Origin of the sequence: Variovorax sp. V15 (assembly GCF_041154425.1) — a bacterium.
GTDB lineage: Bacteria > Pseudomonadota > Gammaproteobacteria > Burkholderiales > Burkholderiaceae_C > Variovorax > Variovorax guangxiensis.
Map to the genome: position 1 here is coordinate 4,479,633 of NZ_AP028659.1, position 20,549 is coordinate 4,500,181.

The 20,549-nt window shown below is 69.5% G+C and carries 21 protein-coding genes; 18 read left to right on the plus strand and 3 right to left on the minus strand.

Annotated features, from left to right (window positions below; all coding sequences use genetic code 11):
* Positions 1-11 precede the first annotated feature (11 nt).
* The 10 genes from ACAM57_RS21315 to ACAM57_RS21360 all read left to right on the plus strand — a co-directional run bounded on the left by ACAM57_RS21315 (position 12) and on the right by ACAM57_RS21360 (position 7,188).
* Positions 12-557 carry a GNAT family N-acetyltransferase gene (locus tag ACAM57_RS21315; RefSeq protein WP_369658817.1) on the plus strand — a complete coding sequence of 182 codons (546 nt, stop codon included), beginning with the start codon at positions 12-14 and terminating at the stop codon, positions 555-557.
* A complete protein-coding gene (locus ACAM57_RS21320) occupies positions 554-1,135 on the plus strand; it encodes a DUF1439 domain-containing protein (RefSeq protein ID WP_184636180.1) in 582 nt (193 codons plus the stop codon). Before ACAM57_RS21315 ends, ACAM57_RS21320 begins: the two co-directional genes overlap by 4 nt.
* Positions 1,132-2,124: a glycerophosphodiester phosphodiesterase gene (locus ACAM57_RS21325; protein ID WP_369658818.1), complete on the plus strand. Its 993-nt coding sequence runs from the start codon at positions 1,132-1,134 to the stop codon at positions 2,122-2,124. The genes ACAM57_RS21320 and ACAM57_RS21325 overlap by 4 nt, the downstream gene beginning before the upstream one ends.
* Before the next feature lie 47 nt (positions 2,125-2,171).
* The gene (locus ACAM57_RS21330; protein ID WP_369662460.1) at positions 2,172-2,402 is read left to right on the plus strand and encodes a hypothetical protein; all 231 of its coding nucleotides are present in this window, start codon (positions 2,172-2,174) and stop codon (positions 2,400-2,402) included.
* 36 nt (positions 2,403-2,438) lie between these two features.
* Positions 2,439-2,843: a DUF2946 family protein gene (locus ACAM57_RS21335; protein WP_369658819.1), complete on the plus strand. Its 405-nt coding sequence runs from the start codon at positions 2,439-2,441 to the stop codon at positions 2,841-2,843.
* 80 nt (positions 2,844-2,923) lie between these two features.
* The gene (locus tag ACAM57_RS21340) at positions 2,924-4,432 is read left to right on the plus strand and encodes a TolC family protein (protein WP_184636172.1); all 1,509 of its coding nucleotides are present in this window, start codon (positions 2,924-2,926) and stop codon (positions 4,430-4,432) included.
* Position 4,433: 1 nt separating this feature from the next.
* Positions 4,434-5,822, plus strand: coding sequence for a multicopper oxidase family protein (locus ACAM57_RS21345; RefSeq protein ID WP_369658820.1), 1,389 nt, complete (start codon positions 4,434-4,436; stop codon positions 5,820-5,822).
* Positions 5,823-5,862: 40 nt separating this feature from the next.
* Positions 5,863-6,390 (plus strand): plastocyanin/azurin family copper-binding protein, encoded by a 528-nt coding sequence (locus ACAM57_RS21350; protein ID WP_369658821.1) that lies wholly within the window; start codon positions 5,863-5,865, stop codon positions 6,388-6,390.
* A gap of 10 nt (positions 6,391-6,400) precedes the next feature.
* Complete coding sequence (locus tag ACAM57_RS21355) at positions 6,401-6,856, plus strand: DUF411 domain-containing protein (protein WP_369658822.1); 456 nt, start codon at positions 6,401-6,403, stop codon at positions 6,854-6,856.
* A 41-nt stretch (positions 6,857-6,897) separates the two neighbouring features.
* The gene (locus tag ACAM57_RS21360; RefSeq protein ID WP_184636164.1) at positions 6,898-7,188 is read left to right on the plus strand and encodes a copper-binding protein; all 291 of its coding nucleotides are present in this window, start codon (positions 6,898-6,900) and stop codon (positions 7,186-7,188) included.
* Here the strand turns inward: ACAM57_RS21360 and ACAM57_RS21365 are convergent.
* Positions 7,157-8,050, minus strand: a complete 894-nt coding sequence (locus ACAM57_RS21365; RefSeq protein WP_369658823.1) for an isocitrate lyase/phosphoenolpyruvate mutase family protein — start codon at positions 8,048-8,050, stop codon at positions 7,157-7,159. The two genes, ACAM57_RS21360 and ACAM57_RS21365, sit on opposite strands and share 32 nt — an antisense overlap.
* A 107-nt stretch (positions 8,051-8,157) precedes the next feature.
* Here ACAM57_RS21365 and ACAM57_RS21370 point away from each other — a divergent pair, with 107 nt between their 5' ends.
* The gene (locus ACAM57_RS21370; RefSeq protein ID WP_369658824.1) at positions 8,158-9,054 is read left to right on the plus strand and encodes a LysR family transcriptional regulator; all 897 of its coding nucleotides are present in this window, start codon (positions 8,158-8,160) and stop codon (positions 9,052-9,054) included.
* Here ACAM57_RS21370 and ACAM57_RS21375 read toward each other — a convergent pair.
* Positions 9,051-10,346, minus strand: a complete 1,296-nt coding sequence (locus ACAM57_RS21375) for an NAD(P)/FAD-dependent oxidoreductase (protein WP_369658825.1) — start codon at positions 10,344-10,346, stop codon at positions 9,051-9,053. The genes ACAM57_RS21370 and ACAM57_RS21375 overlap by 4 nt on opposite strands.
* A 41-nt stretch (positions 10,347-10,387) precedes the next feature.
* On the opposite strand from ACAM57_RS21375, the gene ACAM57_RS21380 reads away from it, so the two are divergent.
* Genes ACAM57_RS21380 through ACAM57_RS21400 form a run of 5 tightly spaced genes read left to right on the plus strand, consistent with a single transcriptional unit; the run spans position 10,388 to position 15,518 of the window.
* Entirely contained in the window at positions 10,388-11,419 is a 1,032-nt protein-coding gene (locus ACAM57_RS21380) for a P1 family peptidase (protein WP_184636140.1), read from the plus strand.
* Between the two features lie 17 nt (positions 11,420-11,436).
* The gene (locus ACAM57_RS21385) at positions 11,437-12,825 is read left to right on the plus strand and encodes a TAXI family TRAP transporter solute-binding subunit (protein ID WP_369658826.1); all 1,389 of its coding nucleotides are present in this window, start codon (positions 11,437-11,439) and stop codon (positions 12,823-12,825) included.
* The gene (pabB, locus tag ACAM57_RS21390) at positions 12,815-14,596 is read left to right on the plus strand and encodes an aminodeoxychorismate synthase component I (RefSeq protein WP_369658827.1); all 1,782 of its coding nucleotides are present in this window, start codon (positions 12,815-12,817) and stop codon (positions 14,594-14,596) included. The genes ACAM57_RS21385 and pabB overlap by 11 nt, the downstream gene beginning before the upstream one ends.
* A gap of 51 nt (positions 14,597-14,647) precedes the next feature.
* Entirely contained in the window at positions 14,648-15,136 is a 489-nt protein-coding gene (locus ACAM57_RS21395; RefSeq protein ID WP_369658828.1) for a MerR family transcriptional regulator, read from the plus strand.
* Complete coding sequence (locus ACAM57_RS21400; RefSeq protein WP_369658829.1) at positions 15,063-15,518, plus strand: carboxymuconolactone decarboxylase family protein; 456 nt, start codon at positions 15,063-15,065, stop codon at positions 15,516-15,518. The genes ACAM57_RS21395 and ACAM57_RS21400 overlap by 74 nt, the downstream gene beginning before the upstream one ends.
* Positions 15,519-15,624: 106 nt before the next feature.
* Here ACAM57_RS21400 and ettA read toward each other — a convergent pair whose 3' ends face one another.
* Positions 15,625-17,286 carry an energy-dependent translational throttle protein EttA gene (ettA, locus tag ACAM57_RS21405; RefSeq protein WP_126024130.1) on the minus strand — a complete coding sequence of 554 codons (1,662 nt, stop codon included), beginning with the start codon at positions 17,284-17,286 and terminating at the stop codon, positions 15,625-15,627.
* A gap of 300 nt (positions 17,287-17,586) precedes the next feature.
* Here ettA and ACAM57_RS21410 point away from each other — a divergent pair, with 300 nt between their 5' ends.
* Complete coding sequence (locus ACAM57_RS21410) at positions 17,587-19,359, plus strand: DEAD/DEAH box helicase (protein WP_369658830.1); 1,773 nt, start codon at positions 17,587-17,589, stop codon at positions 19,357-19,359.
* Positions 19,360-19,502: 143 nt separating this feature from the next.
* Entirely contained in the window at positions 19,503-20,540 is a 1,038-nt protein-coding gene (locus ACAM57_RS21415; protein WP_369658831.1) for an endonuclease/exonuclease/phosphatase family protein, read from the plus strand.
* The last annotated feature ends 9 nt before the right edge of the window (positions 20,541-20,549 follow it).

Consider the following 20,549-nt stretch of genomic DNA (forward strand, 5'->3'; position numbering starts at 1 on the left):
CTCTGCCCCCGATGCAGATCGAACAAGCCAGGCCCGACGAGGCCGCCACAGTCGCCGCCGTGCTGAACGAAGCCGCCCAATGGATCGCCGCCGAGGGCCGGCCGCTGTGGTCGGCTGCCGACGTCGGCCTGGAGCGCGTGCAGCGCGACACCGATGCCGGCGGCTACTTCATCGCCCGCGCAGGCGCCGACGTGGCCGGCGTGGTGCGGATCGACCTCGAGGACCCGGGCTTCTGGCCCGAGATGGAAAGCGGCAGCGCGCTCTACGTGCACAAGCTCGCGGTGAGCCGGGCCTGGGCGGGGCATGGCGTTTCGGTGCGGCTGCTGGAGTTCGCGCGCGAACGCACGGCGCAACTGGGCCGACCGTGGCTGCGGCTCGACTGCGTGGCCGACCGGACGCCGCTGCGCTCGCTGTACGAGCGCTTCGGTTTTTCGCTGCACAGCGAAATCCACAAGGGCGAGCGGGCCTTCGCCCGCTACGAGATGCAGGTACAGGCCATCGGCGCGCCGCCCGACACCGGGAAACTTCCCGCCTGTGGCAAGCTCGGAGCCCTATGAACCACCGCAACCCGCCCCCCAACTCCCGCCGCCGGGTGCTGCGCGCGCTGCTGGGCGCCACGGCGCTGCAGGCGCCCTTCGCGGCGCTGGCCGGTTTCAACTTCTTCACGAGCGAATACACCGCCAGCCGCGACGAGCTGCAGACGCAGATCGCCAAGCGCTTTCCGGTGGCTGAGCGCTATGCCGAGATATTCATGGTCGGCCTGCGCGATCCGCAGCTGGGCCTGGATTCGAAGGCCAATCGCGCCGCCATCACCGCCACGCTGACCATCGCGAGCCCGCTGCTCGCGGCTTCGCCAGTGCAGGGCGTGGTGTCGGTCAGCAGCGCCCTGCGGTACGACGCCACGGCGCGCGCGCTGCGGCTGGACCAGCCCAAGGCCGAGCGCCTGGAGCTGCAGGGCATCGAGGGCCGCGACGCGGAGCGGCTGCAGAAGGTGGGCGCGGTGGTCGCGCAGGAGCTGCTGCAGGGGCAGGTGCTGCGCAGCTTCACGGCCGACGAGCTCACCGTGGGGCGCAAGACCTACGAGATCGGCGACATCACCGTGCAGGACAACGGCATCAAGGTACAGCTCAAATGAAATACACCCTCCTGGCCTCGGCGCTGCTCCTGGCCGGCTGCTCGGCCATCATGCCCACGGCCAGGCAGCATTTCGACCTCGAAGCCCATCGCGGCGGACGCGGACTGGCGCCCGAGAACACGCTGGCCGCGTTCTCCAACGCAGTCGACATGGGCGTGACCACGCTGGAGCTGGACATCGGGCTCACGGCCGATGGCGTGGTCGTGATCTCGCACGACACCTCGCTCAACCCCGACCACACGCGCGATGCGAGCGGCGCATGGCTCGCGCCGAAGAGCGGCGCGCCCATCCGCACGCTCACGCTGGCACAGCTGCAGACCTACGACGTGGGGCGCATCAACCCGGCGAGCAACTACGGCAAGCTGTTCGCGCTGCAGGCTCCGCGCGACGGCGAGCGCATTCCCACGCTGGCCTCGCTCTTCGCGCAAGTGCAGGCTCGCGGCGCGGATGCCGCCACGGTGCGCTTCAACATCGAGACCAAGATCGACCCGTCGAAGCCCGACGAAACCGCCGCGCCCGAGCTGATGGTGCGCGCGCTGCTCGCCGAGATCGACAAGGCGAACATGGCCGGCCGCGTGACCATCCAGAGCTTCGACTGGCGCACGCTCACGCTGGTGGGCAAGCTCGCGCCGCAGCTGCCGCGCGCCTATCTCACCACGGCCCGCACGCTGAAGGACAAGCGCTGGACCGACGGCCTCGACGCGGCCAGCTTCGCCTCGGTGCCGCAGATGGTCAGGGCCGCGTCGGCCAATGCGCCGGGGCCGGTGATCTGGTCGCCGGCCTTCGCCGACCTCACGCCCGAGGTCATTCGCGAGGCCCACAAGCTCGGCCTGAAGGTGCTTCCCTGGACGGTGAACCAGCGCGCCGACATGCAGCGGCTGATGGACTGGGGCGCCGACGGCATCATCACCGACTACCCCGACATCCTGCGCGACCTGATGCGCGAACGCGGCCTCTCGCTGCCGCCTCCCGGAAAGAACGCATCGTGAGCGCCGCGCTGCAGCAGCTCGACGCCATCGCCGCGCGCGTCGCGGCCTTGCGCAACAACGAAGGCGGCTCCGTCACCACGCTGTCGGACGAGGCCCGCGCCAGTACCGAACTGCTGGGCACCCTGCCCCCGCGCTACGGCGAGGTGCTGCTCGGCCTGCTCGACCGGCTGGAGTCGAGCGCGCTCTTCAGCGAGGAAAGCTGCTCCTTCAGCCAGAAGGACCTGCTCGACAACCTGCAGGTGTGGGTCGATAAGGCCCGCGGCCAACTGGTGTCTTGACCGGCGTACCGATCCGCCGGTTTATCATCCCGCCCCATGCGCACCCTGCTGCTCGCCATCATGATCGTCCTGCTGCCCATCCGCGGCTGGCTGGGCGATGCCATGGCGGTCGAGATGGTGCGGCATTCGCTGCCGGCGGCCATGGAGGCCGCTACCGTGGCCTCAGCAGCGGCCGAAGCCCATTGCCACGAGGCGATGGATGCCGATGCAGGCGGCGACATGGCGATGGCCATGTCTGCCCACGGCAGCAGCAACACCAGCCACAACGACCACCAAGGCTGCGGCACCTGCGTCGCCTGCCAGGTCTGCCACACGGTGGCGCTCGGCGGCATGCCTGTTGTCGCCATCGTTCACGGCGCGCCCCAGGCGTCGCCCGCGGCCCACGCGGCCCGCTTCGTCAGCGCGGAGCCCGTCCAGGGCCTGAAGCCGCCCATTTCCTGATCTCCCTGCCCGTAGTCCGTCCGCAGTGAGCCCGTTGTTCCGGCTCGCGGCGTCCGTCGTATTGCTCATGGAGATCGAAAGTGAATTCCCTCATTCGCCGGCAGGCTGCCGGCACCCGTGGCCATCGCAGGCGTAGCGAAGCGCGCCCGCCCCGGCTCCCATCCATCAGAACCATCAGGACCGGCGCAGCGCTGGCCGCCGCGCTGGTGCTCGCCGGCTGCGCCAGCCTCTCGCCCGACGGCGGCAGCGCCGACGTGCAGGCGCTTGTCGGTACCAATCCGCTCATGGCGGGCACGACCGCCCAGCGTACGCCCGACGAGGCTTCGCAGAAGAGCGTCGATGCGCTGCTGGCCAAGCCGCTGGACGTCGAGTCCGCGGTGCGCATCGCGCTCATCAACGGCCCGCGCGTGCAGGACGCCTTCGCGACCCTGCAGCTCAGCGATGCCGACCGCGTGCAGGCCGCGAGCCTGCCGAACCCGGTGCTCTCCTTCAGTCGCCTGGCGCAAGGCAGCGAGCGCGAGTTCGAACGGATGCTCAGCTTCAACGTGCTGGGCCTCGTCACGCTGCCATGGCAGGCCCGGTGGGCCGGCCAGCGGCACGAGGCCGCCAAGCTGCAGGCCGCACAGAGCGTGCTGATGCTCGCGGCCGACACGCGCCGCGCCTGGGTTCGCGCAGTGGCCGCACAACAGGGCGTGACCTATCTGCGCGACGCGAAGGAAGCCGCCGAAGCCGGCGCCGAGCTCGCTCACCGCATGGCCCAGGTCGGCAACTGGAGCGCGCTGCAGCGCACGCGCGAGCAGCTTCTGCTGGCCGATGCCGCCGCGCAGTTGGCGCGCGCCGAGCAGGCCGCCGTCGCCTCGCGCGAGCAGCTCACGCGCCTGATGGGCCTGGGTGGCGAACGCGCCGCGAGCTACACCCTGCCCGACCGCCTGCCGCCGCTGCCGAAGGCCGCGCCGGAACTCGGCGACGTGCAGGCGCGGGCGCTGCGCGACCGCCTGGACGTGCGCTCTGCACAGGCGCAGAACAACGCTGTGGCCGGCTCGCTCGGCCTCACGCACGCCACCAGCGTCATCAACGCGCTGGAGATCGGCGTGGTGCGCAACACCACCTTCGACAACGACGCCGACCGCACGAAGAAGACCCAGCGCGGCTTCGACCTGGAGCTGCCGATTCCCATCTTCGACTGGGGCCAGTCCCGCAACGGCCGCGCCGAGGCGCAGTACCTGCAGTCGGCGGCCCGCGTGCGCGACGTGGGCGTGCTCGCCGCGAGCGAGGCGCGCGAGGCATGGCAGGGCTGGAACACAGCGTACGCGCTCGCCCGCCGCTACCGCGACGAGGTGCTGCCGCTGCGCAGGAAGGTCAACGAGGAAATGGTGCTGCGCTACAACGGCATGCTCGCCAGCGTGTGGGAACTGCTGGGCGAGACGCGCGCCAGCATGCTCGCGGTGAACGCGGGCATCGAGGCGCAGCGCGATTTCTGGATCGCCGACACCGACCTGCAGCTGGTGCTCACGGGCAGCTCGCCCGGTGGAATGTCCGCGCTGCAGACCGCTTCGGCCGCCGAAGCGCCGGCAACGGGAGGGCACTGACATGAACCGCCGCAACTTCTTCGCGGGCGCGGCCACGGCCGTCGCCGCCACCAGCGTGAGCCGCGTTTCCATGGCCGCGCTGCCCGAGCCGGTGTCGCAGGGCTCCACCGCCACCGCGCCACCGCTCTCGCCGCCCAACGGCCGCCCCTACAACCCTGTCGTCACGCTCAACGGCTGGACGCTGCCCTGGCGCATGAACGCCGGGGTCAAGGAATTCCACCTCGTCGCCGAGCCGGTGGTGCGCGAGATGGCGCCGGGCTTCAAGGTCAACATGTGGGGCTACAACGGCCAGTCGCCCGGCCCGACCATCGAGGTGGTCGAGGGCGACCGCGTGCGCATCTTCGTCACCAACAGGCTGCCCGAGCACACCACCGTGCACTGGCACGGCCAGCGCCTGCCCAACGGCATGGACGGCGTGGGCGGCATCACGCAGCCGCACATTCCGCCGGGCAAGACCTTCGTCTACGAGTTCACCGCGCGCCGGCCCGGCACCTTCATGTACCACCCGCACGCCGACGAGATGGTGCAGATGGCAATGGGGATGATGGGCTTCTGGGTCACGCACCCGAAGGCCGACCACCCGCTGATCGAGAAGGCCGACCGCGACTTCTGCTTCCTGCTCGGCAGCTTCGACGTGGAGCCCGGCAGCGCCACGCCCAAGGTCAACACCATGACCGACTTCAACATCTGGAGCTTCAACAGCCGCGTGTTCCCGGGCATCGACACGCTCAACGTGCGCCGTGGCGACCGCGTGCGCATCCGCGTGGGCAACCTGACGATGACCAACCACCCGATTCACATCCACGGCCACGAGTTCGAGGTGACCGGCACCGACGGCGGCCCCGTGCCGCGCACCGCGCGCTGGCCCGAGGTGTCGGTGGACGTGGCGGTGGGCCAGATGCGGCAGCTGGAGTTCATCGCCGACGAGGAAGGCGACTGGGCCATGCACTGCCACAAGTCGCACCACACCATGGGCCCGATGGGCCACGACGTGCCCACCATGATCGGCGTCGACCACAAGGGCGTGGCCGAAAAGATAAAAAAGCTCGTGCCCGACTACATGGTGATGGGCGACAAGGGCATGGCGGACATGGGTGAGATGGAGATGCCCATTCCCGACAACACCGTGCCGATGATGACCGGCACCGGCCCCTTCGGTTCGACCGAGATGGGCGGCATGTTCACGCTGCTGAAGGTGCGGCGCGACCAGAAACCCGGCGATTACCGCGACCCGGGCTGGTTCAGGCACCCGCCGGGCACCGTCGCGCGCGAGGTGAAGGGCGCGAACGTGCCGCCGGCGACCCGCAAGGAAGCCCCGGCCTCGCCGACGGGCGCCAAGCCCGACGCGACCGTGCGCAAGCCCTCGGGGCACGACGCGCACAACCACTGACCTCTGCTCTTTCGTCCTCCTTTCTCACGGAGCTCACCTCATGAAAAAGACACAACTCAAGTCCATCGTCGCGGGCCTTGCGCTCGCGGCACTCGCCAGCGCCCCGTTCGCGCACGAGGCCCACAACAAACCCAGGCCGAAGGGCGCCGCCGAACTCGCGCCCGAGCAGAAGCCCTGGGGCATCGCCGGCAACGGCAGCGCGGTGAAGCGCACCATCGACATCGCGATGGCCGACGACATGAGCTTCACGCCCTCGGTCATCGAGGTGCGCGAGGGCGACACCGTCCGCCTGCGCTTGAAGAACCGCGGCAAGGAGCTGCACGAGCTGGTGCTCGGCACCACCGCCGAGATCGAGGCCCACGCGGCCATGATGAAGAAGTTTCCGGACATGGAGCACGACGATCCATGGATGGTCCACGTGCCCGCCGGCAAGACCGGCAGCATGGTCTGGACCTTCAACCGCGCCGGCGACTTCGACTTCGCCTGCCTCGTGAAGGACCACTACGAGCTCGGCATGGCGGGCCGCGTCCGCGTGCTGCCTGCCGCCATGAGCGGCCACAAATCCTGAAGGAGACCCCATGAAGAGAAGACGCGTGTTGCTGGCATTGGCTTCCACCGCCATGCCTTTCGCCGCGACCAAAGCGCTGGCCGCCGCGCCGATGGTCGAGATCTGGAAGGACCCGAACTGCGGCTGCTGCCAGGACTGGGTGAAGCATCTCAACAGGAACGGCTTCGCCACGCGCGTGCACGACGAAGGCAACACGGCGGCGCGCACCCGGCTGGGCATTCCGGCCAAGCTGGGCTCCTGCCACACGGGCCTCGTCGGCGGCTACGCCATCGAAGGCCATGTGCCCGCGCGCGAAATGCAGCGGCTGCTGAAGGAAAAGCCCAAGGCCGTCGGCCTTGCCGTGCCCGGCATGCCGATCGGCTCGCCGGGCATGGACGGCCCGGCCTACGGCGACCAGCGTGATCCCTACGACGTGCTGCTGGTGCTGGCCGATGGCAGCACGCGCGTCTTCCAGAGCTATCGCTGAATCGATCCTCGAACCACTCAGACAAGGAAAGCAAACTCATCATGAAGAAACTGTTCACCGCCCTCTCCGCCGCCCTGCTCGCCGCCGCGGCTTTCGCCCAGGCTGCCCTGCCCTCCGTGGAGGGCGAGGTGCGCAAGATCGACCTCGACGCGAAGAAGATCACGCTGAAGCACGGCGACATTCCCAACCTCGAGATGACGGGCATGACGATGGTGTTCCGCGTGAGCGACCCCGCGCTGCTCGGCAAGGTGAAGCCCGGCGACAAGGTGCAGTTCACCGCCGACAAGGTCGACGGCGCGCTCACCGTGCTGTCGATAGCTCCGGCGAACTGAGCCCGGCCCGCAGCGCGGCTTCGAACACCGCGTTCAGCTCGCGCTGCGGGATCTGGCTGCTCGCGTAGGAAACCGTTCCCAGCGTGCGCAGCTCCTGCGCGCTGCGCCGCACGAGCGCCATGGCCGAGCGCGCGATCGAACCGCCCACGCTGATGCGCCTGGCGCCGGCCTCGATCAGGCTGAAGGCGCTGGCGCCCGCCTCGTTCAGCCCCATCACGATGTTGAGCGGGCCCGCGATCTCGCGCGCCAGCGTCGACACCAGCGACGGATCGGTGACGCCGGGCACGAACACGCAGTCCGCGCCAGCCTCGATGAAGCGGTTGGCGCGCTGGATCGCGATGCGCAGCGCGCCGTTGCCTGGAAACTGGAACGCGTCGGTGCGCGCATTCAGCACGAAGCTGCCGCCGGCCGCATCGATGGCGGCCCGGGCGGCCGCGATGCGGGCCACGGCCAGTTGCTCGTCGAAAAGGCGTCCGTGCGCGGCATCGGTGTCCTCGATATTGCCGCCGGCCGCACCTGCATCCATCGCCATGCGAGCCGTGTCGGCCACATCTTCGGGCGCGTCGCCGTAGCCCGCTTCCAGATCGGCATTGACGGGGATGGAGACCGCTGCGGCGATCTTCCCGACCACTTCCAGCATCTCCTCGCGCCCTACCGCGAGCCGCGAGTCCCTCACGTTGTAGTCGGGCCTGCCCAGCGAGAACGCGATGCCCGCGCTGGTGGTGCCTATCGCCTCGAAGCCCTCCGCCGCGAGCAGCACCGCGCTGCCCGGGTCCCAGGCGTTGGGCATGACGAATCCGCGATTCGCGCGGTGCAGCTCGAGAAAGGCGCGGCCGCGCGCCAGGCGTGTCTTCGGGCCCATTCCAGCTCCGGCTTGATCGATGAAGGCCCGATCGTCGCGGCCGCTGTGGCGCGCGTCAAACGCATAATATTTCTTCAACCCATCGATTCTTTGCATGGATTCGCCACATGGACTCGGAAGCCCTCGCCACATTCCTGACGGTCCACCGGCAAGGCGGCGTGTCGGCCGCCGCGACCGCCCTCTCGCGCACGCAGTCGGCCATCAGCCGCCGCCTGGCGCTGCTTGAAGAGGAGCTCGACGCTCCGCTCTTCGAGCGCGTGGGCCGGGGACTGCGGCTGAGCCAGGCGGGCGAGGCGCTGCTGCCGCATGCGGAGAAGGTCGCTGCAGCGCTGGGCGACGCGATGGCCGCCGTGCAGGCCGCGAAATCCGACGCGGCGGGAACGGTGCACATCGCCGCCGTCGGCACGCTGGCAAGCTCGGGCCTCGCGGCGGTGCTCGCGAAGCTGCGGACCTCGCTGCCCGGCCTCGACATCCGCCTGCAGACGGCCACCAGCGCCGAGGTCAGCGAGAAGGTGCGCGCGAGCGACGTGGCAGTGGGGCTGCGCTACTACGAAGATCCATCGCCGGACCTGCTGTGCAAGGTCATCCACAACGAGCAGCTGGTGGTGGCCTGCGCGCCGTCGCATCCGCTGGCGGGCAGGCGTCTGAAGTCGCTGGTGCGGCTCTCGAAGGAGCGGTGGCTGGCCTTTCCGCAGCCGCCCCGGCGCACCGAGCCGCATGCGGAGGCGATCTTTTCGCAGTTCCTCGTGCGGGGCGTGGAGCGCATCGACTGGAGTGCGGTCGACAGCCTCACGGCGCAGAAGCGGCTGGTGGAGGCGGGATTCGGCCTCGCCTTCCTGCAGGCAAGCGGCATCGCGGAAGAAGTCGCGCGGGGCAGCCTCGCGCTGATCCGCATCGACGATCTGGACGTGCGCGTGCCCGTGGCGTGCGTGGTGCGCCGCTCGGCGTTTCTCAGCCGCGCGACGCGCACACTGCTGGCCGAGCTGGAGCGCGCCGAACTCTAGAAACGCGCCGGGTCGAAGGGCGCCAGCGGAATCTCCGGATCGGTACCCGCGAGCAGTTGCGCCGCCAGCCGCCCGGTGCGCGCCGAGCCGCACAGGCCGACATGGCCATGGCCGAAGGCCAGCACGATGTCGGGCGTCGCGGCAGCCGGCCCGATGCAGGGCAAGCCATCGGGCAGGCTCGGGCGATGCCCCAGCCAGTGCTTCACGGTGATCGCTCCCGATGCGGGCCGTGCAAGCGAGGGAAACATCGATTGCAGATGCGCGTGCAGGATCTCGGCACGGCGCCAGTCCGGCGCGGCTTCGAGGCCCGCGATCTCCACCTGCCCGGCCGCGCGCAGGCCGCCGTCCATCCAGTGCGCGATGAGCTTGCCGTCGGCCACCATGGTCGGCGTGCGCGGGCCGGCCTTGGCGTCTTCGACGACCACGTGGTAGCCGCGCTCCGATTCCAGAGGCACCGCCGAGCCGGCCGCTGCCGCCAGCGGGCCGGAGCGGGCACCGGCGCAAATGGCGGCGGCGTCGCAGGCGATCTCGCCGGTATCGGTGAGCACGGCTCGCAGCCGGCCGCCCTCGATGCGGAAACCAGTCGCGCGAGCCGCAATGCGCTCGGCGCCCGCGTCGAGCGCATGCCGTGCCAGCGCAGCCACGTAGCGGCCCGGGTCGCGACAATGGCCGGCCTCGGGCACGAAGATGCCGAGCGTGTAGCGCGCATCCAGGTCGGGCTCGCGGCGGCGGAGTTCGTCCTGCGGCCATTCCTCCCACTGCACGCCGGTGCGCCGGCGCACGCGCCAGCCCAGCGCGTCGCCGTCGAACTCGGCGCGCGAGCGGTAGGCATGCAGCAGCCCGCGCTGCTCGATGAGCTGGGGCACGCCGGCTTCGGCTGCCAGCCGCGCATGCAGCGCAGGCGCATCGGCCAGCAGCGTGCGAAGCGCGTCGGCCGTGCGCTGCACGCGCGCCTCGGTCCAGCCCGAGGCCAGGTAGCGCAGCAGCCACGGCAAGGCGCGCGGCAGGTAGCGCCAGCGCAGGGCCAGCGGGCCGAGCGGATCGGCCAGCCAGCCCGGCACCTTGCGCCATGCGCCCGGCAGCGCGGGCGGCACCACCGAGTGCGACGAAAGCCAGCCGGCATTGCCGTAGCTGGTGGCGTGCTGGCCGCCCGGCTCACCGGGCTCCAGCACCGTCACGCGCAGGCCCGCGCGCAGCGCCTCGATGGCGGTGGCGCTGCCGACCGCGCCCGCGCCGATCACCACCACGTGGCGAACCCCGCCGGGGGAAGAGAAACTTCTTGCAACCGTCATGGAGGGCGATCGTAGAGGGTGCGGTCTCATAATCGGCCGCCATGTCAGCACCGTCTTCCTCCCTCCTCTCCCATTCCGCCGGTGCCATCACCGACGTCGCCGGCATCGAGGTCGGCCATTTCACCGAAACCCGCCGTCCCACCGGCTGCACCGTGATCATGGCGCGCGAAGGCGCGGTGGCCGGCGTGGACGTTCGCGGCGCCGCGCCCGGCACGCGCGAGACCGACCTGCTCTCGCCCGGCAACCTCGTGCAGCAGGTGCACGCGGTGATGCTCGCGGGCGGCAGCGCCTGGGGCCTGGCGTCCGCCGAAGGCGCGATGCGCTGGATGGAGGAACGCGGCATCGGCATGGACGTGCGCTTCGGCACCCTGCCCATCGTGCCGGCCGCCGTGCTGTTCGATCTGCCCATGGGCGACGCGCGCATCCGTCCCGACGCGGCCGCCGGCTATGCGGCCTGCGAAGCCGCCAGCACCGCAGCGCCCGCCGAGGGCAACGTGGGCGCCGGCACCGGCGCGCTGGTGGGCAAGCTCTTCGGCGTGCACCGCGCGATGAAAGGCGGCGTCGGCACCGCATCGGTCAAGGTGGGCGGCGTCACGGTGGGCGCGCTGATTGCCGTGAACTCGCTGGGCGACGTGATCGACCACGACACCGGCCAGCCCGTGGCCGGCGCGCGCACCGAGGACGGCAATGCGCTGCTCGACACCCGCCGCGCGCTGCTGCGCGGCCTGAGCCCCAAGCCGCTGCTCGCGGGCACCAACACCACCATCGGCGTGATCGCCACCGACGCGGTGCTGACCAAGGTGCAGGCCAACCGGCTCGCCACGGTGGCGCACGACGGCCTGGCACGCGCCATCAACCCGGTTCACACCATGAGCGACGGCGACACGCTGTTCGCGCTGGCTACCGGCCGCGTGCCGCTGGAGGGCGACGCCCCCGGCATGACGGTGCTGAGCACCATGGCCGCCGAGGCCGTCGCCATCGCCACGCTGCGCGCGGTGCACGCGGCTCGCACGGTGACGGTGGGCGAGCTGCACATTCCCTGCGCGGCGGATCTCGGCAAGGCGCGCGGCTGACAACGGGAGGCATCACCATGGCGTTCCCCAGAACCCTGAAGCTGATACTGCTGTCGATCCGCGACCTGATCGCTTCGGCGGGGCCGATCGTGTTCATCGTCATCGGGCTGCTGGTCGCGGCCTACTGGTGGCTGCAGCCGCAGCCGCCCAAGCACGTGACGCTGGCCACCGGCCCAACGGGCAGCGCCTACGCCCAGTTCGGCAAGCGCTATGCCGAGGCGCTCAGGCACAACGGCATCGAGGTGGAGCTCAAGGCCACCTCGGGCTCGACCGAGAACCTGCAGCTGCTGCGCACCGGCGGCGCCGACGTGGGCTTCGTGCGCGGGGGCAGCGCCGACCCGAAGGCCGACGAGGAAGCCGGCCTCACCTCGCTGGGCAGCCTCTTCTACGAGCCGATCTGGCTCTTCTACCGCACCGACTCGGCCCAGAAGATCGACCGAAAGACCGCCACGCTGACCTCGCTCGCCCAGCTGCGCGGCCTGCGCGTGAACGTCGACCTGCCCGGCAGCGGGCTGCCGGACATCATGGAGCGCATGCTCAAGGCCAACAGGCTCGGGCCCGACGACCTGCTGCTGTCGAACCTGGAACAGGCCTCGGCCGCCGAGGCGCTGGAAGCCGGCATCCTCGACGCCATCGTGCTGTCTTCCGCGCCGCAGTCGCCGCAGGTGCAGCGGCTGCTGCGCTCCGACTCGATCAAGCTCATGGACTTCGGGCAGGCCGACGCCTACTCGCGGCGCTTTCCCTTCCTCTCGGCCGTGACGCTGCCGCGCGGGATGATCGACCTGTCGAAGGACATGCCGCCGCACGACATGTCGCTGCTCGCGGCCACCACCTCGCTGCTGTCGCGCGACGAGACCCACCCCGCGCTGCGCCAGCTCTTCGCGCAGGCGGCGCAGTCGGTGCACAGCGGCGCCGGCTGGTTCAACCGCGCGCGCGACTTCCCCAACACCCGCACCAGCGAACTGCCGGTGAGCCCCGAAGGCGACCGCGCCATCAACGGCACGCCGCCGGTGTGGCAGCGCTACTTGCCCTTCTGGGCCAGCAACCTCGTGGAGCGCATGTGGCTGGTGCTCGGCGGCCTGCTGGTGCTGATGCTGCCGCTGAGCCGCGTGGTGCCGCCGCTGTACCAGTTCCGCGTGCGCCGGCGCGTATTTCGCTGGTATGCGCGGCTGCGCGACATCGAGGCGAAGGTCGACGCACAGAAGGGCGAGCAGAAGGAACTGCTCGAAGACCTCGACCAGCTCGACCGCGTGGTCAACAAGGTGGCGGTGCCGCTGTCGTACGCCGACGAGCTCTATGCGCTGCGCAACAACATCTACGCGGTGCGCAAGCGGGTGCTGGCCAGGACGCCGCAGGGCGCCGCGACCGAAGCGGCCCCTAAAAACGCCGCGAACGATGCCACCTGACGAGGCCCGGCCCGGGACATTGCGCACGCTGATCGACTTCGCACAGCCGCTCGGCGCCGGCGGCCGGCTGCGGCTGGGTTTCGGCGAGCCTTCACGCGTGCTGGTGGCGCGCACCGCCGACGAGGTGCGGCCTGTGCTCGATGCCGTCGAAGCGCTGGCGCGCGAGGGGCGTTGGTGCGTGGGCTATCTGCGCTACGAAGCGGCGGCAGCGTTCGACCGCGCGTTCGCGGTGCATGCGGCGGATGGACCGCTGGCATGGTTCGGCGTGCACGACGAAGCCCTGCCCTGGCCCGAAGCCACGGGCAACGACGCTCCTCCATCGCTCGACTGGCAGCTCGGTCTCTCTCGCGCGGACTTCGACAGCCGCATGCAGGCCATCCACCGCGCGATCTCCAACGGCGAGCTCTACCAGCTCAACTACACCGCCGCGCTGCACGCCGACTTCCACGGCGAGCCGCTGGCCCTGTTCATGGCGCTGCGGCAGGCGCAGCCCGACGGCTATGCCGCCTTCATCGACGCCGGCGAGGAGCTGCTTCTGTCGGTGTCGCCCGAGCTTTTCTTCGATTGGCAGGGCGAACGCATCCTGACGCGCCCGATGAAGGGCACGGCCCCGCGCGGCGCCACGCCCGCCGAGGACGAGGCGCTGGCCCGGCGGCTTCGCACCGTGCCCAAGGAGCGGGCCGAGAACGTGATGATCGTGGACCTGATCCGCAACGACCTCTCGCGCGTGGCCAAGCCCTTCTCGGTGCGCGTGCCACGCCTCTTCCACACCGAGGCGCTGCCTACCGTGTGGCAGATGACGTCGGACGTGGAAGCCCTCGCGCGCGAAGGCACGACGCTGGCCGACGCGTTCGCGGCGCTGTTCCCGTGCGGCTCCATCACCGGCGCGCCCAAGGTGAGCGCGATGCGCATGATCCGCGAGCTGGAGCCCGAGGCGCGCGGCGTTTACTGCGGCGCGGTGGGCGTCGTGCAGCCCGGCGCCCATGCGATCTTCAACGTGCCGATCCGCACCGTGGCATTGCGCGGCGCGCAGGCGCGCTGCGGCATCGGCAGCGGCATCACGGCCGATGCCCGGGCCGATGCGGAGTGGGAGGAATGGCGGCACAAGCGGGCCTTTCTGGACCGGGCGGGCCGGGCATCAGGGCCGCCGTTCGACCTGCTCGAAACCCTCGCGCTGGTGGATGGCGAACTCCGCGACGCACCGGCCCATCTGGCGCGCATGGCGATCGCAGCCGCGCATTTCGAGCGCCCGTGGAACCAGGCGTCGGTTGCCTCCTGCCTCGACGATCTGAAGGCCCGGCACGCCACGGGCATGTGGCGTGTGCGCCTGCTGCTCGACGCACAAGGCACGCCGCGCGCCGAAGCCTTCGCGATGGAAGCGCCGCCCGCGCGCGTGCGCCTGCAGCTTGCCACGCGCCCTTTCGGCGAGGCCCACAGCGAGTTCACCCGCTTCAAGACCACGCGCCGTGCCCACTACGAAGCCCTCGCGCCCGCGGAACCCGGCGCGTTCGACACGCTGCTGTGGAACCGCGACGGCGAGATCACCGAATGCACGCGTGGCAACATCGCCCTGTTGCTGGACGGCCGCTGGGTCACTCCGCCGCTGCGCTGCGGGCTGCTCGGCGGCATCGGCCGCGCCAGTCGCCTGCGCAGCGGCCAGCTTGCCGAAGCGGTCGTGCGCGTGGACGATCTGCCCCGCGTGCAGGCCCTCGCCTTCGTCAACAGCCTGCGCGGCTGGATCGATGCCGACTTTGCCTCTTTTCAAAAATAGTTCGACAAAGCGCTTGACTTAGAGCGCGCTCCAATTTCGAGAATCGACGCCATGGAAACCAGCCTGACCATCGCGGAAGTCGCTGAACGAACCGGTCTCACGGCCTACACGCTGCGGTATTACGAGCGCATCGGGCTCATCGCGGCGGTGCCCCGTGCACCGGGGGGTCAGCGGCGCTATGCGAGCGCCGACATGGACTTGCTGGATTTCCTGTTGCGCCTGCGCGAGACCGGCATGTCCATCCAGGGCATGCAGGCCTTCGTCAGGCTTCGAAGCCTGGGGGACGCCAGCGTCGGCGAACGGCGCGAGATGCTCGAACGGCATCTCGCCGAGGTTCAGGCCAAGGTGGCGGCGCTGCAGCAATCCATGCAGGCGCTGTCGCTCAAGATCGACCATTACCGCGAGGTCGAGAAGACGAAGAAGCGTCCCCCTCTGTCGGGCAAGGCCCGGGAAGGAAAGACGAGCAATGACGAACACACGACAAGACAAGGGTCAAGACGACAGCCAACGCTACGCGCGTGGCCTGGCCAAGCTTCGTGAGATCGATGGTGAAGGCGGCGTCAAGGTCGTCGAGAGCCTGGCCGGCATCGCGCCGGACTTCGCCCGCCTGGTGATCGAGTTTCCGTTCGGCGACATCTACTCACGCCCCGGCCTCGACCTGCGCTCCCGCGAGATCGCGACGGTGGCCGCGCTCACAGCCATGGGCAATGCCGCGCCGCAGCTGAAGGTGCACATCCAGGCCGCGCTGAACGTCGGCGTGACGCGCGACGAGGTGGTCGAGGTCATCATGCAGATGGCGGTGTATGCAGGCTTTCCGGCAGCGCTCAACGGCCTCTTCGCGGCGCGCGACGTGTTCGCGGCGGAGGATGAAAAAAGCGCGCGGCCCCTTGCGGAACCGCGCGCTCTTGCCGAAGCGATCTGAGCCCATTCGAGGAACACCGCGGAACCGGCTTTGCCGGGCCGCAGGTGTTGCCCCCGGAAGGGGGTTGGCGTAGCGACACGAAGTGCGCGCAGCCTGGGGGCGAGCCTTATTTCAGGGCTTTGTAGCGCATGCGCTTGGGCTTGGCGCCCTCTTCGCCCAGGCGCTTCTTCTTGTCGGCTTCGTACTCCTGGTAGTTGCCATCGAAGAAGGTCCACTGGCTGTCGCCTTCGGCCGCGAGGATGTGCGTGGCGATGCGGTCGAGGAACCAGCGGTCGTGGCTGATCACCATGACCGTGCCGGCGAACTCGAGCAGCGCGTCTTCCAGGGCGCGCAGGGTTTCCACGTCGAGGTCGTTCGACGGTTCGTCCAGCAGCAGCACGTTGCCGCCCGCGATCAGCGTCTTGGCCAGGTGCAGGCGGCCGCGTTCACCGCCCGACAGCGTGCCGACCTTCTTCTGCTGGTCGGCGCCGTTGAAGTTGAAGCGGCCCGCGTAGGCGCGGCTGGCCATCTGGAACTTGCCGACGTTGATGATGTCGAGGCCGCCCGAGATGTCTTCCCACACGGTCTTCTGGTCGGCCAGAGCGTCGCGCGCCTGGTCGACGAAGGCCATCTTCACGGTCTGGCCGATGGTGACCTCGCCCGAATCCGGCTTCTCCTTGCCCGCCAGCAGCTTGAACAGCGTCGACTTGCCGGCGCCGTTCGGGCCGATGATGCCGACGATGGCACCGGCCGGCACGTTGAAGCTCAGGTTGTCGATCAGCATGCGGTCGCCGAAGGACTTGCTGACGTTCTTGAACTCGAACACCTGGCTGCCCAGGCGGTCGGCCACGGGAATGAAGATTTCCTGCGTTTCGTTGCGCTTCTGGTATTCGACGTCGCTCAGCTCCTCGAAGCGGGCCAGGCGCGACTTGCTCTTGGCCTGGCGCGCCTTCGGGTTCTGGCGCGACCACTCGAGTTCCTTCTTCAGGGCCTTGGCGTGGGCTTCCTCGCTCTTTTGCTCCTGCGCCAGGCGCTCGCCCTTCTGCTCGAGCCAGGTGCTGTAGTTGCCCTTCCATGGAATGCCGCGGCCGCGGTCCAGTTCGAGGATCCACTCGGCGGCGTTGTCGAGGAAGTAGCGGTCGTGGGTGATGGCCACCACGGTGCCGGGGAAGCGCTGCAGGAACACTTCGAGCCATTCGACCGATTCGGCGTCAAGGTGGTTGGTCGGTTCGTCGAGCAGCAGCATGTCGGGCTTGCTCAGCAGCAGGCGGCACAGCGCCACGCGGCGCTTCTCGCCGCCCGAGAGCACGCCGATCTTGGCGTCCCAGGCCGGCAGGCGCAGCGCGTCGGCGGCGATCTCGAGCTGGTGCTCGGAGTCGGTGCCGGCGGTGGCGATGATGGCTTCGAGCTCGGCCTGCTCGGCCGCAAGCGCGTCGAAGTCGGCGTCTTCGGCTGCGTACAGCTCGTAGACCTCTTCCAGGCGCTTCTTGGCGGCGTTGACGGCGCCCATCGATTCCTCGACCGATTCGCGCACCGTGTGCTCGGGGTTGAGCTTGGGCTCCTGCTCCAGGTACCCGATGGTCAGGCCGGGCATGGGCAGCGCCTCGCCCTCGATTTCCTTGTCGACGCCCGCCATGATCTTGAGCAGCGTGGACTTGCCCGAGCCGTTCAGGCCGAGCACGCCGATCTTGGCGCCGGGGAAGAAGGACAGCGAAATGTCTTTCAAGATCTGCCGCTTGGGCGGCACGGTCTTGCTGACACGGTTCATCGAATAGACGTATTGAGCCATGTGTGGTTTTGTTACCTTGGGTAGCGGGATTCGAGGGAATGCGCGGCCGCCGGAATGGAGCCATTCGGGCGCGGCAAACCACCGATTATCGACTCATGCGACAATAGGCTCCGTTGCCGGGTCCAGTTGCCCGCGACACCGGCTCTCTGCCGGGGACGAAGAAAGGTCCATTTCACCCTTTTGCGAGGGCGGACTTTCCGGCTCCCACCCCTGACCCTCATCTGCCTTGACTGGCTCGGCGTCAACAAGACGCCAAGCGGGCCGATGCCACTGCGCCGTGTATGGCGCTTATTGTTTTCAATGACTTTTGACGAACTGAAGCTGGCTCCCGCCATCTTGAAGGCTGTGCACGAGCACGGTTACGACACCCCCACCCCCATCCAGGCGCAAGCCATCCCCGCCGTCCTCGAAGGCCACGACCTGCTCGGCGGCGCCCAGACCGGCACCGGCAAGACAGCCGCCTTCACGCTGCCGATGCTGCACAAGCTCACCATGAGCCGCAGCGCCACCAACAAGTTCGGCGGCACCGGCATCCGCGCCCTGGTGCTGACCCCCACCCGCGAACTCGCCGCCCAGGTCGAGGAATCGGTGCGCACCTACGGCAAGTACCTGCAGCTGAGCTCCACCGTGATCTTCGGCGGCGTGGGCATGAACCCGCAGATCAGCAAGCTCAAGAGCGGCGTCGACATCCTCGTGGCCACCCCCGGCCGCCTGCTCGACCTGCAGCAGCAGGGCATGCTCGACCTGGGCCAGGTCCAGATGCTGATCCTCGACGAAGCCGACCGCATGCTCGACATGGGCTTCATCCACGACGTGAAGAAGGTCCTGGCACTGGTGCCTAAGGAAAAGCAGAGCCTGCTGTTCTCGGCCACCTTCAGCGACGAGATCCGCGACCTGGCCGCCACCCTGCTGCGCAATCCGCAGAGCATCCAGGTCACGCCGCGCAACACCACGGTGCAGCGCATCACCCAGGTGATCCACCCCGTGGGCCGCGGCAAGAAGAAGGCGCTGCTCGCGCACATCATCAACGAGAACAAGTGGAGCCAGGTGCTGGTCTTCACGCGCACCAAGTTCGGCGCCAACAGCGTGGCCGAATTCCTCACCAAGAACGGCATCGAGGCGATGGCGCTGCACGGCAACAAGAGCCAGAGTGCACGCACGCAGGCGCTGGCCGGCTTCAAGAGCGGCGAGCTGCGCGCGCTGGTGGCCACCGACATCGCCGCGCGAGGCATCGACATCGACGAGCTGCCGCACGTCGTGAACTACGAGATCCCCAACGTCAGCGAAGACTACGTGCACCGCATCGGCCGCACGGGCCGCGCCGGCTCCAGCGGCGAGGCCGTGAGCTTCGTGTGCCTGGACGAGGAAGGCTTCATGCAGGAGATCGAGCGCTTCACCAAGCAGACGATTCCCGTGCAGGTCATCGAGGGCTTCGGCCCCGAGGAAGGCGAGCGCGCCGAGCCCATCGCCATGGGCCGTCAGACCATCTGGGGCGGCGCCGGCCGTCCGCCGAGCCGCGAAGTCATGCAGGCGGCCGCCAAGGCCGCGCGCACCGAGATGCTGCAGCGCATCCGCGAGAACAAGGCTGGCCAGGGTGGCGGCAACGGCGGTGGCGGCGGCCAGCGCCGTGGCGGCGGCCAGGGTGGCAACGGCCAGGGCCGCAATGCCAATGGCGGCGGCCAGGGTCAAGGACAAGGCCAAGGCCCGCGCGGCCAGGGCGCGCGTCCGCAACAGCAGCCGCGCAACCCGCAGGGCCCGGCACGCGCTCCGCAGCATCACCATCACGCTCCGCACGAGGAGCGCCAGCCGCGCCATCACGGCAACAGCCACAGCCCGACGCAGGCCAACCAGGTCGCGCACCTGCGCGCCGAATCGGTCGGAGGCGGCGCCGGCCAGCCCGATCCGCTGCGCACCAGCGTCGACCACATGGGCGGCCGCGGTCGCGGCGGCCGCTCGGGCGGCGGTGGCTACGGTGGCGGCGGTGGTGGCCGTCGCTCGGGTGGCGGTGGCGGCTACGGCGGTGGCAACCGCTCCGGCGGCGGCGGCGGCGGTGGCCGTTCGTTCGGCCGCTGAGATCCGCCGGTAGCGCCAGCCTGCTACCGCCAGGAATCGGAAAAGGGCATCCGGCACACCGCCGGGTGCCCTTTTTTCATGGGGTTTTCCTGCGCCGCGGCACAGGGCGGGCGGACGACGACTCAAGACACAATCGTCACGCCATGCAATACATCCCGCCCAACTACGCCACCCTCTTCGTAGCCACCTGCAACCTCCTCAACCTCGCGGCGCCCAACCGCGTGTATTACGAGAACCAGGACGCCTACACCGAGCGCGAGTACGAGCGGAAGATCGATTGGACCGGTGAGCGCTTCCACGCGCTCAATGCCGACGTGCTGGCGGTGCAGGAGGTGTGGGACGAATCGGCGCTGAAGGCCTGCATCGCGCGCAGCGGCCTGCGCTACGACTTCGTCTCGGTGCCCGGCGCGGAGAACACGCCGCCGCCCGGCAGCCTCGAGGGTACGCTCGCGCGACCGGGCGCACAGGGCACGCCGCGCGTGGGCATCGCGACGCGGCTGAAGGTGGACGAGGTCCGCTCCTTCGTCGACTTTCCGCCCGGCTTCGGCGTCGATGTGCCTGGGCTCGGTCCGCACACGCGCTTCGAGCGGCCTCCCCTGCTCGCCACGGTTCGCATGAAGCACGGCCAGCAGGTGCACGTACTTACGGTGCACCTGAAGTCCAAGCGCCCCAAGTTCCTGCAGGACGCGCAGGGCAACCCGCTGGAAGACCGCGACGACCGCAAGGTGGGCGTGATGGCTTCGCTGCGCTCGCTGCTGATGCGCGGCGCCGAGGCCGCCGCCCTGCGCTGCATCGTGATCGACCTGCTGCAGGGCACCAACGTGCCGCTGGTGGTGATGGGCGACTTCAACGACAACCCGCACAGCGTGACCACCCAGCTCGTGGCCGCCACCTCCGAGGTGGCCTACGACAAGGCGGCGCGCGACGTGGCCCTCTTCAACGCCTACGAGATGCAGGGCGAGTCGGCACTCAAGAAGGACGTGGCCTATTCGCACATCCACCAGGGCTACCCGGACGTGCTCGACCAGATCTTCGTGAGCGAGGAATTCGTCGCCACCAGCCGGCACAGCCTGGGCGACGTGCGGCGCGTCGACTACTTCAACGACCATCTGCACGAAGGGCGCGACCGCTCGCGCTCGGACCACGGCTTCGTGCGCGCCCTGCTGCGGCTGCGCACGTAGCCACGATCG

Excerpts from the sequence above, each read along its gene's own strand:
- ACAM57_RS21325 (WP_369658818.1), top strand. The coding sequence starts at position 1,132 with ATGAAATACACCCTCCTGGCCTCGGCGCTGCTCCTGGCCGGCTGCTCG.
- ACAM57_RS21355 (WP_369658822.1), top strand. The coding sequence starts at position 6,401 with ATGAAGAGAAGACGCGTGTTGCTGGCATTGGCTTCCACCGCCATGCCT.
- ACAM57_RS21370 (WP_369658824.1), top strand. The coding sequence starts at position 8,158 with ATGGACTCGGAAGCCCTCGCCACATTCCTGACGGTCCACCGGCAAGGC.
- pabB (WP_369658827.1), top strand. The coding sequence starts at position 12,815 with ATGCCACCTGACGAGGCCCGGCCCGGGACATTGCGCACGCTGATCGAC.
- ACAM57_RS21360 (WP_184636164.1), top strand. The coding sequence starts at position 6,898 with ATGAAGAAACTGTTCACCGCCCTCTCCGCCGCCCTGCTCGCCGCCGCG.
- ACAM57_RS21315 (WP_369658817.1), top strand. The coding sequence starts at position 12 with ATGCAGATCGAACAAGCCAGGCCCGACGAGGCCGCCACAGTCGCCGCC.
- ACAM57_RS21365 (WP_369658823.1), bottom strand. The coding sequence starts at position 8,050 with ATGGGCCCGAAGACACGCCTGGCGCGCGGCCGCGCCTTTCTCGAGCTG.
- ettA (WP_126024130.1), bottom strand. The coding sequence starts at position 17,286 with ATGGCTCAATACGTCTATTCGATGAACCGTGTCAGCAAGACCGTGCCG.
- ACAM57_RS21345 (WP_369658820.1), top strand. The coding sequence starts at position 4,434 with ATGAACCGCCGCAACTTCTTCGCGGGCGCGGCCACGGCCGTCGCCGCC.
- ACAM57_RS21415 (WP_369658831.1), top strand. The coding sequence starts at position 19,503 with ATGCAATACATCCCGCCCAACTACGCCACCCTCTTCGTAGCCACCTGC.
- ACAM57_RS21375 (WP_369658825.1), bottom strand. The coding sequence starts at position 10,346 with ATGACGGTTGCAAGAAGTTTCTCTTCCCCCGGCGGGGTTCGCCACGTG.
- ACAM57_RS21380 (WP_184636140.1), top strand. The coding sequence starts at position 10,388 with ATGTCAGCACCGTCTTCCTCCCTCCTCTCCCATTCCGCCGGTGCCATC.
- ACAM57_RS21320 (WP_184636180.1), top strand. The coding sequence starts at position 554 with ATGAACCACCGCAACCCGCCCCCCAACTCCCGCCGCCGGGTGCTGCGC.
- ACAM57_RS21335 (WP_369658819.1), top strand. The coding sequence starts at position 2,439 with ATGCGCACCCTGCTGCTCGCCATCATGATCGTCCTGCTGCCCATCCGC.
- ACAM57_RS21350 (WP_369658821.1), top strand. The coding sequence starts at position 5,863 with ATGAAAAAGACACAACTCAAGTCCATCGTCGCGGGCCTTGCGCTCGCG.
- ACAM57_RS21400 (WP_369658829.1), top strand. The coding sequence starts at position 15,063 with ATGACGAACACACGACAAGACAAGGGTCAAGACGACAGCCAACGCTAC.
- ACAM57_RS21385 (WP_369658826.1), top strand. The coding sequence starts at position 11,437 with ATGGCGTTCCCCAGAACCCTGAAGCTGATACTGCTGTCGATCCGCGAC.
- ACAM57_RS21410 (WP_369658830.1), top strand. The coding sequence starts at position 17,587 with ATGACTTTTGACGAACTGAAGCTGGCTCCCGCCATCTTGAAGGCTGTG.
- ACAM57_RS21395 (WP_369658828.1), top strand. The coding sequence starts at position 14,648 with ATGGAAACCAGCCTGACCATCGCGGAAGTCGCTGAACGAACCGGTCTC.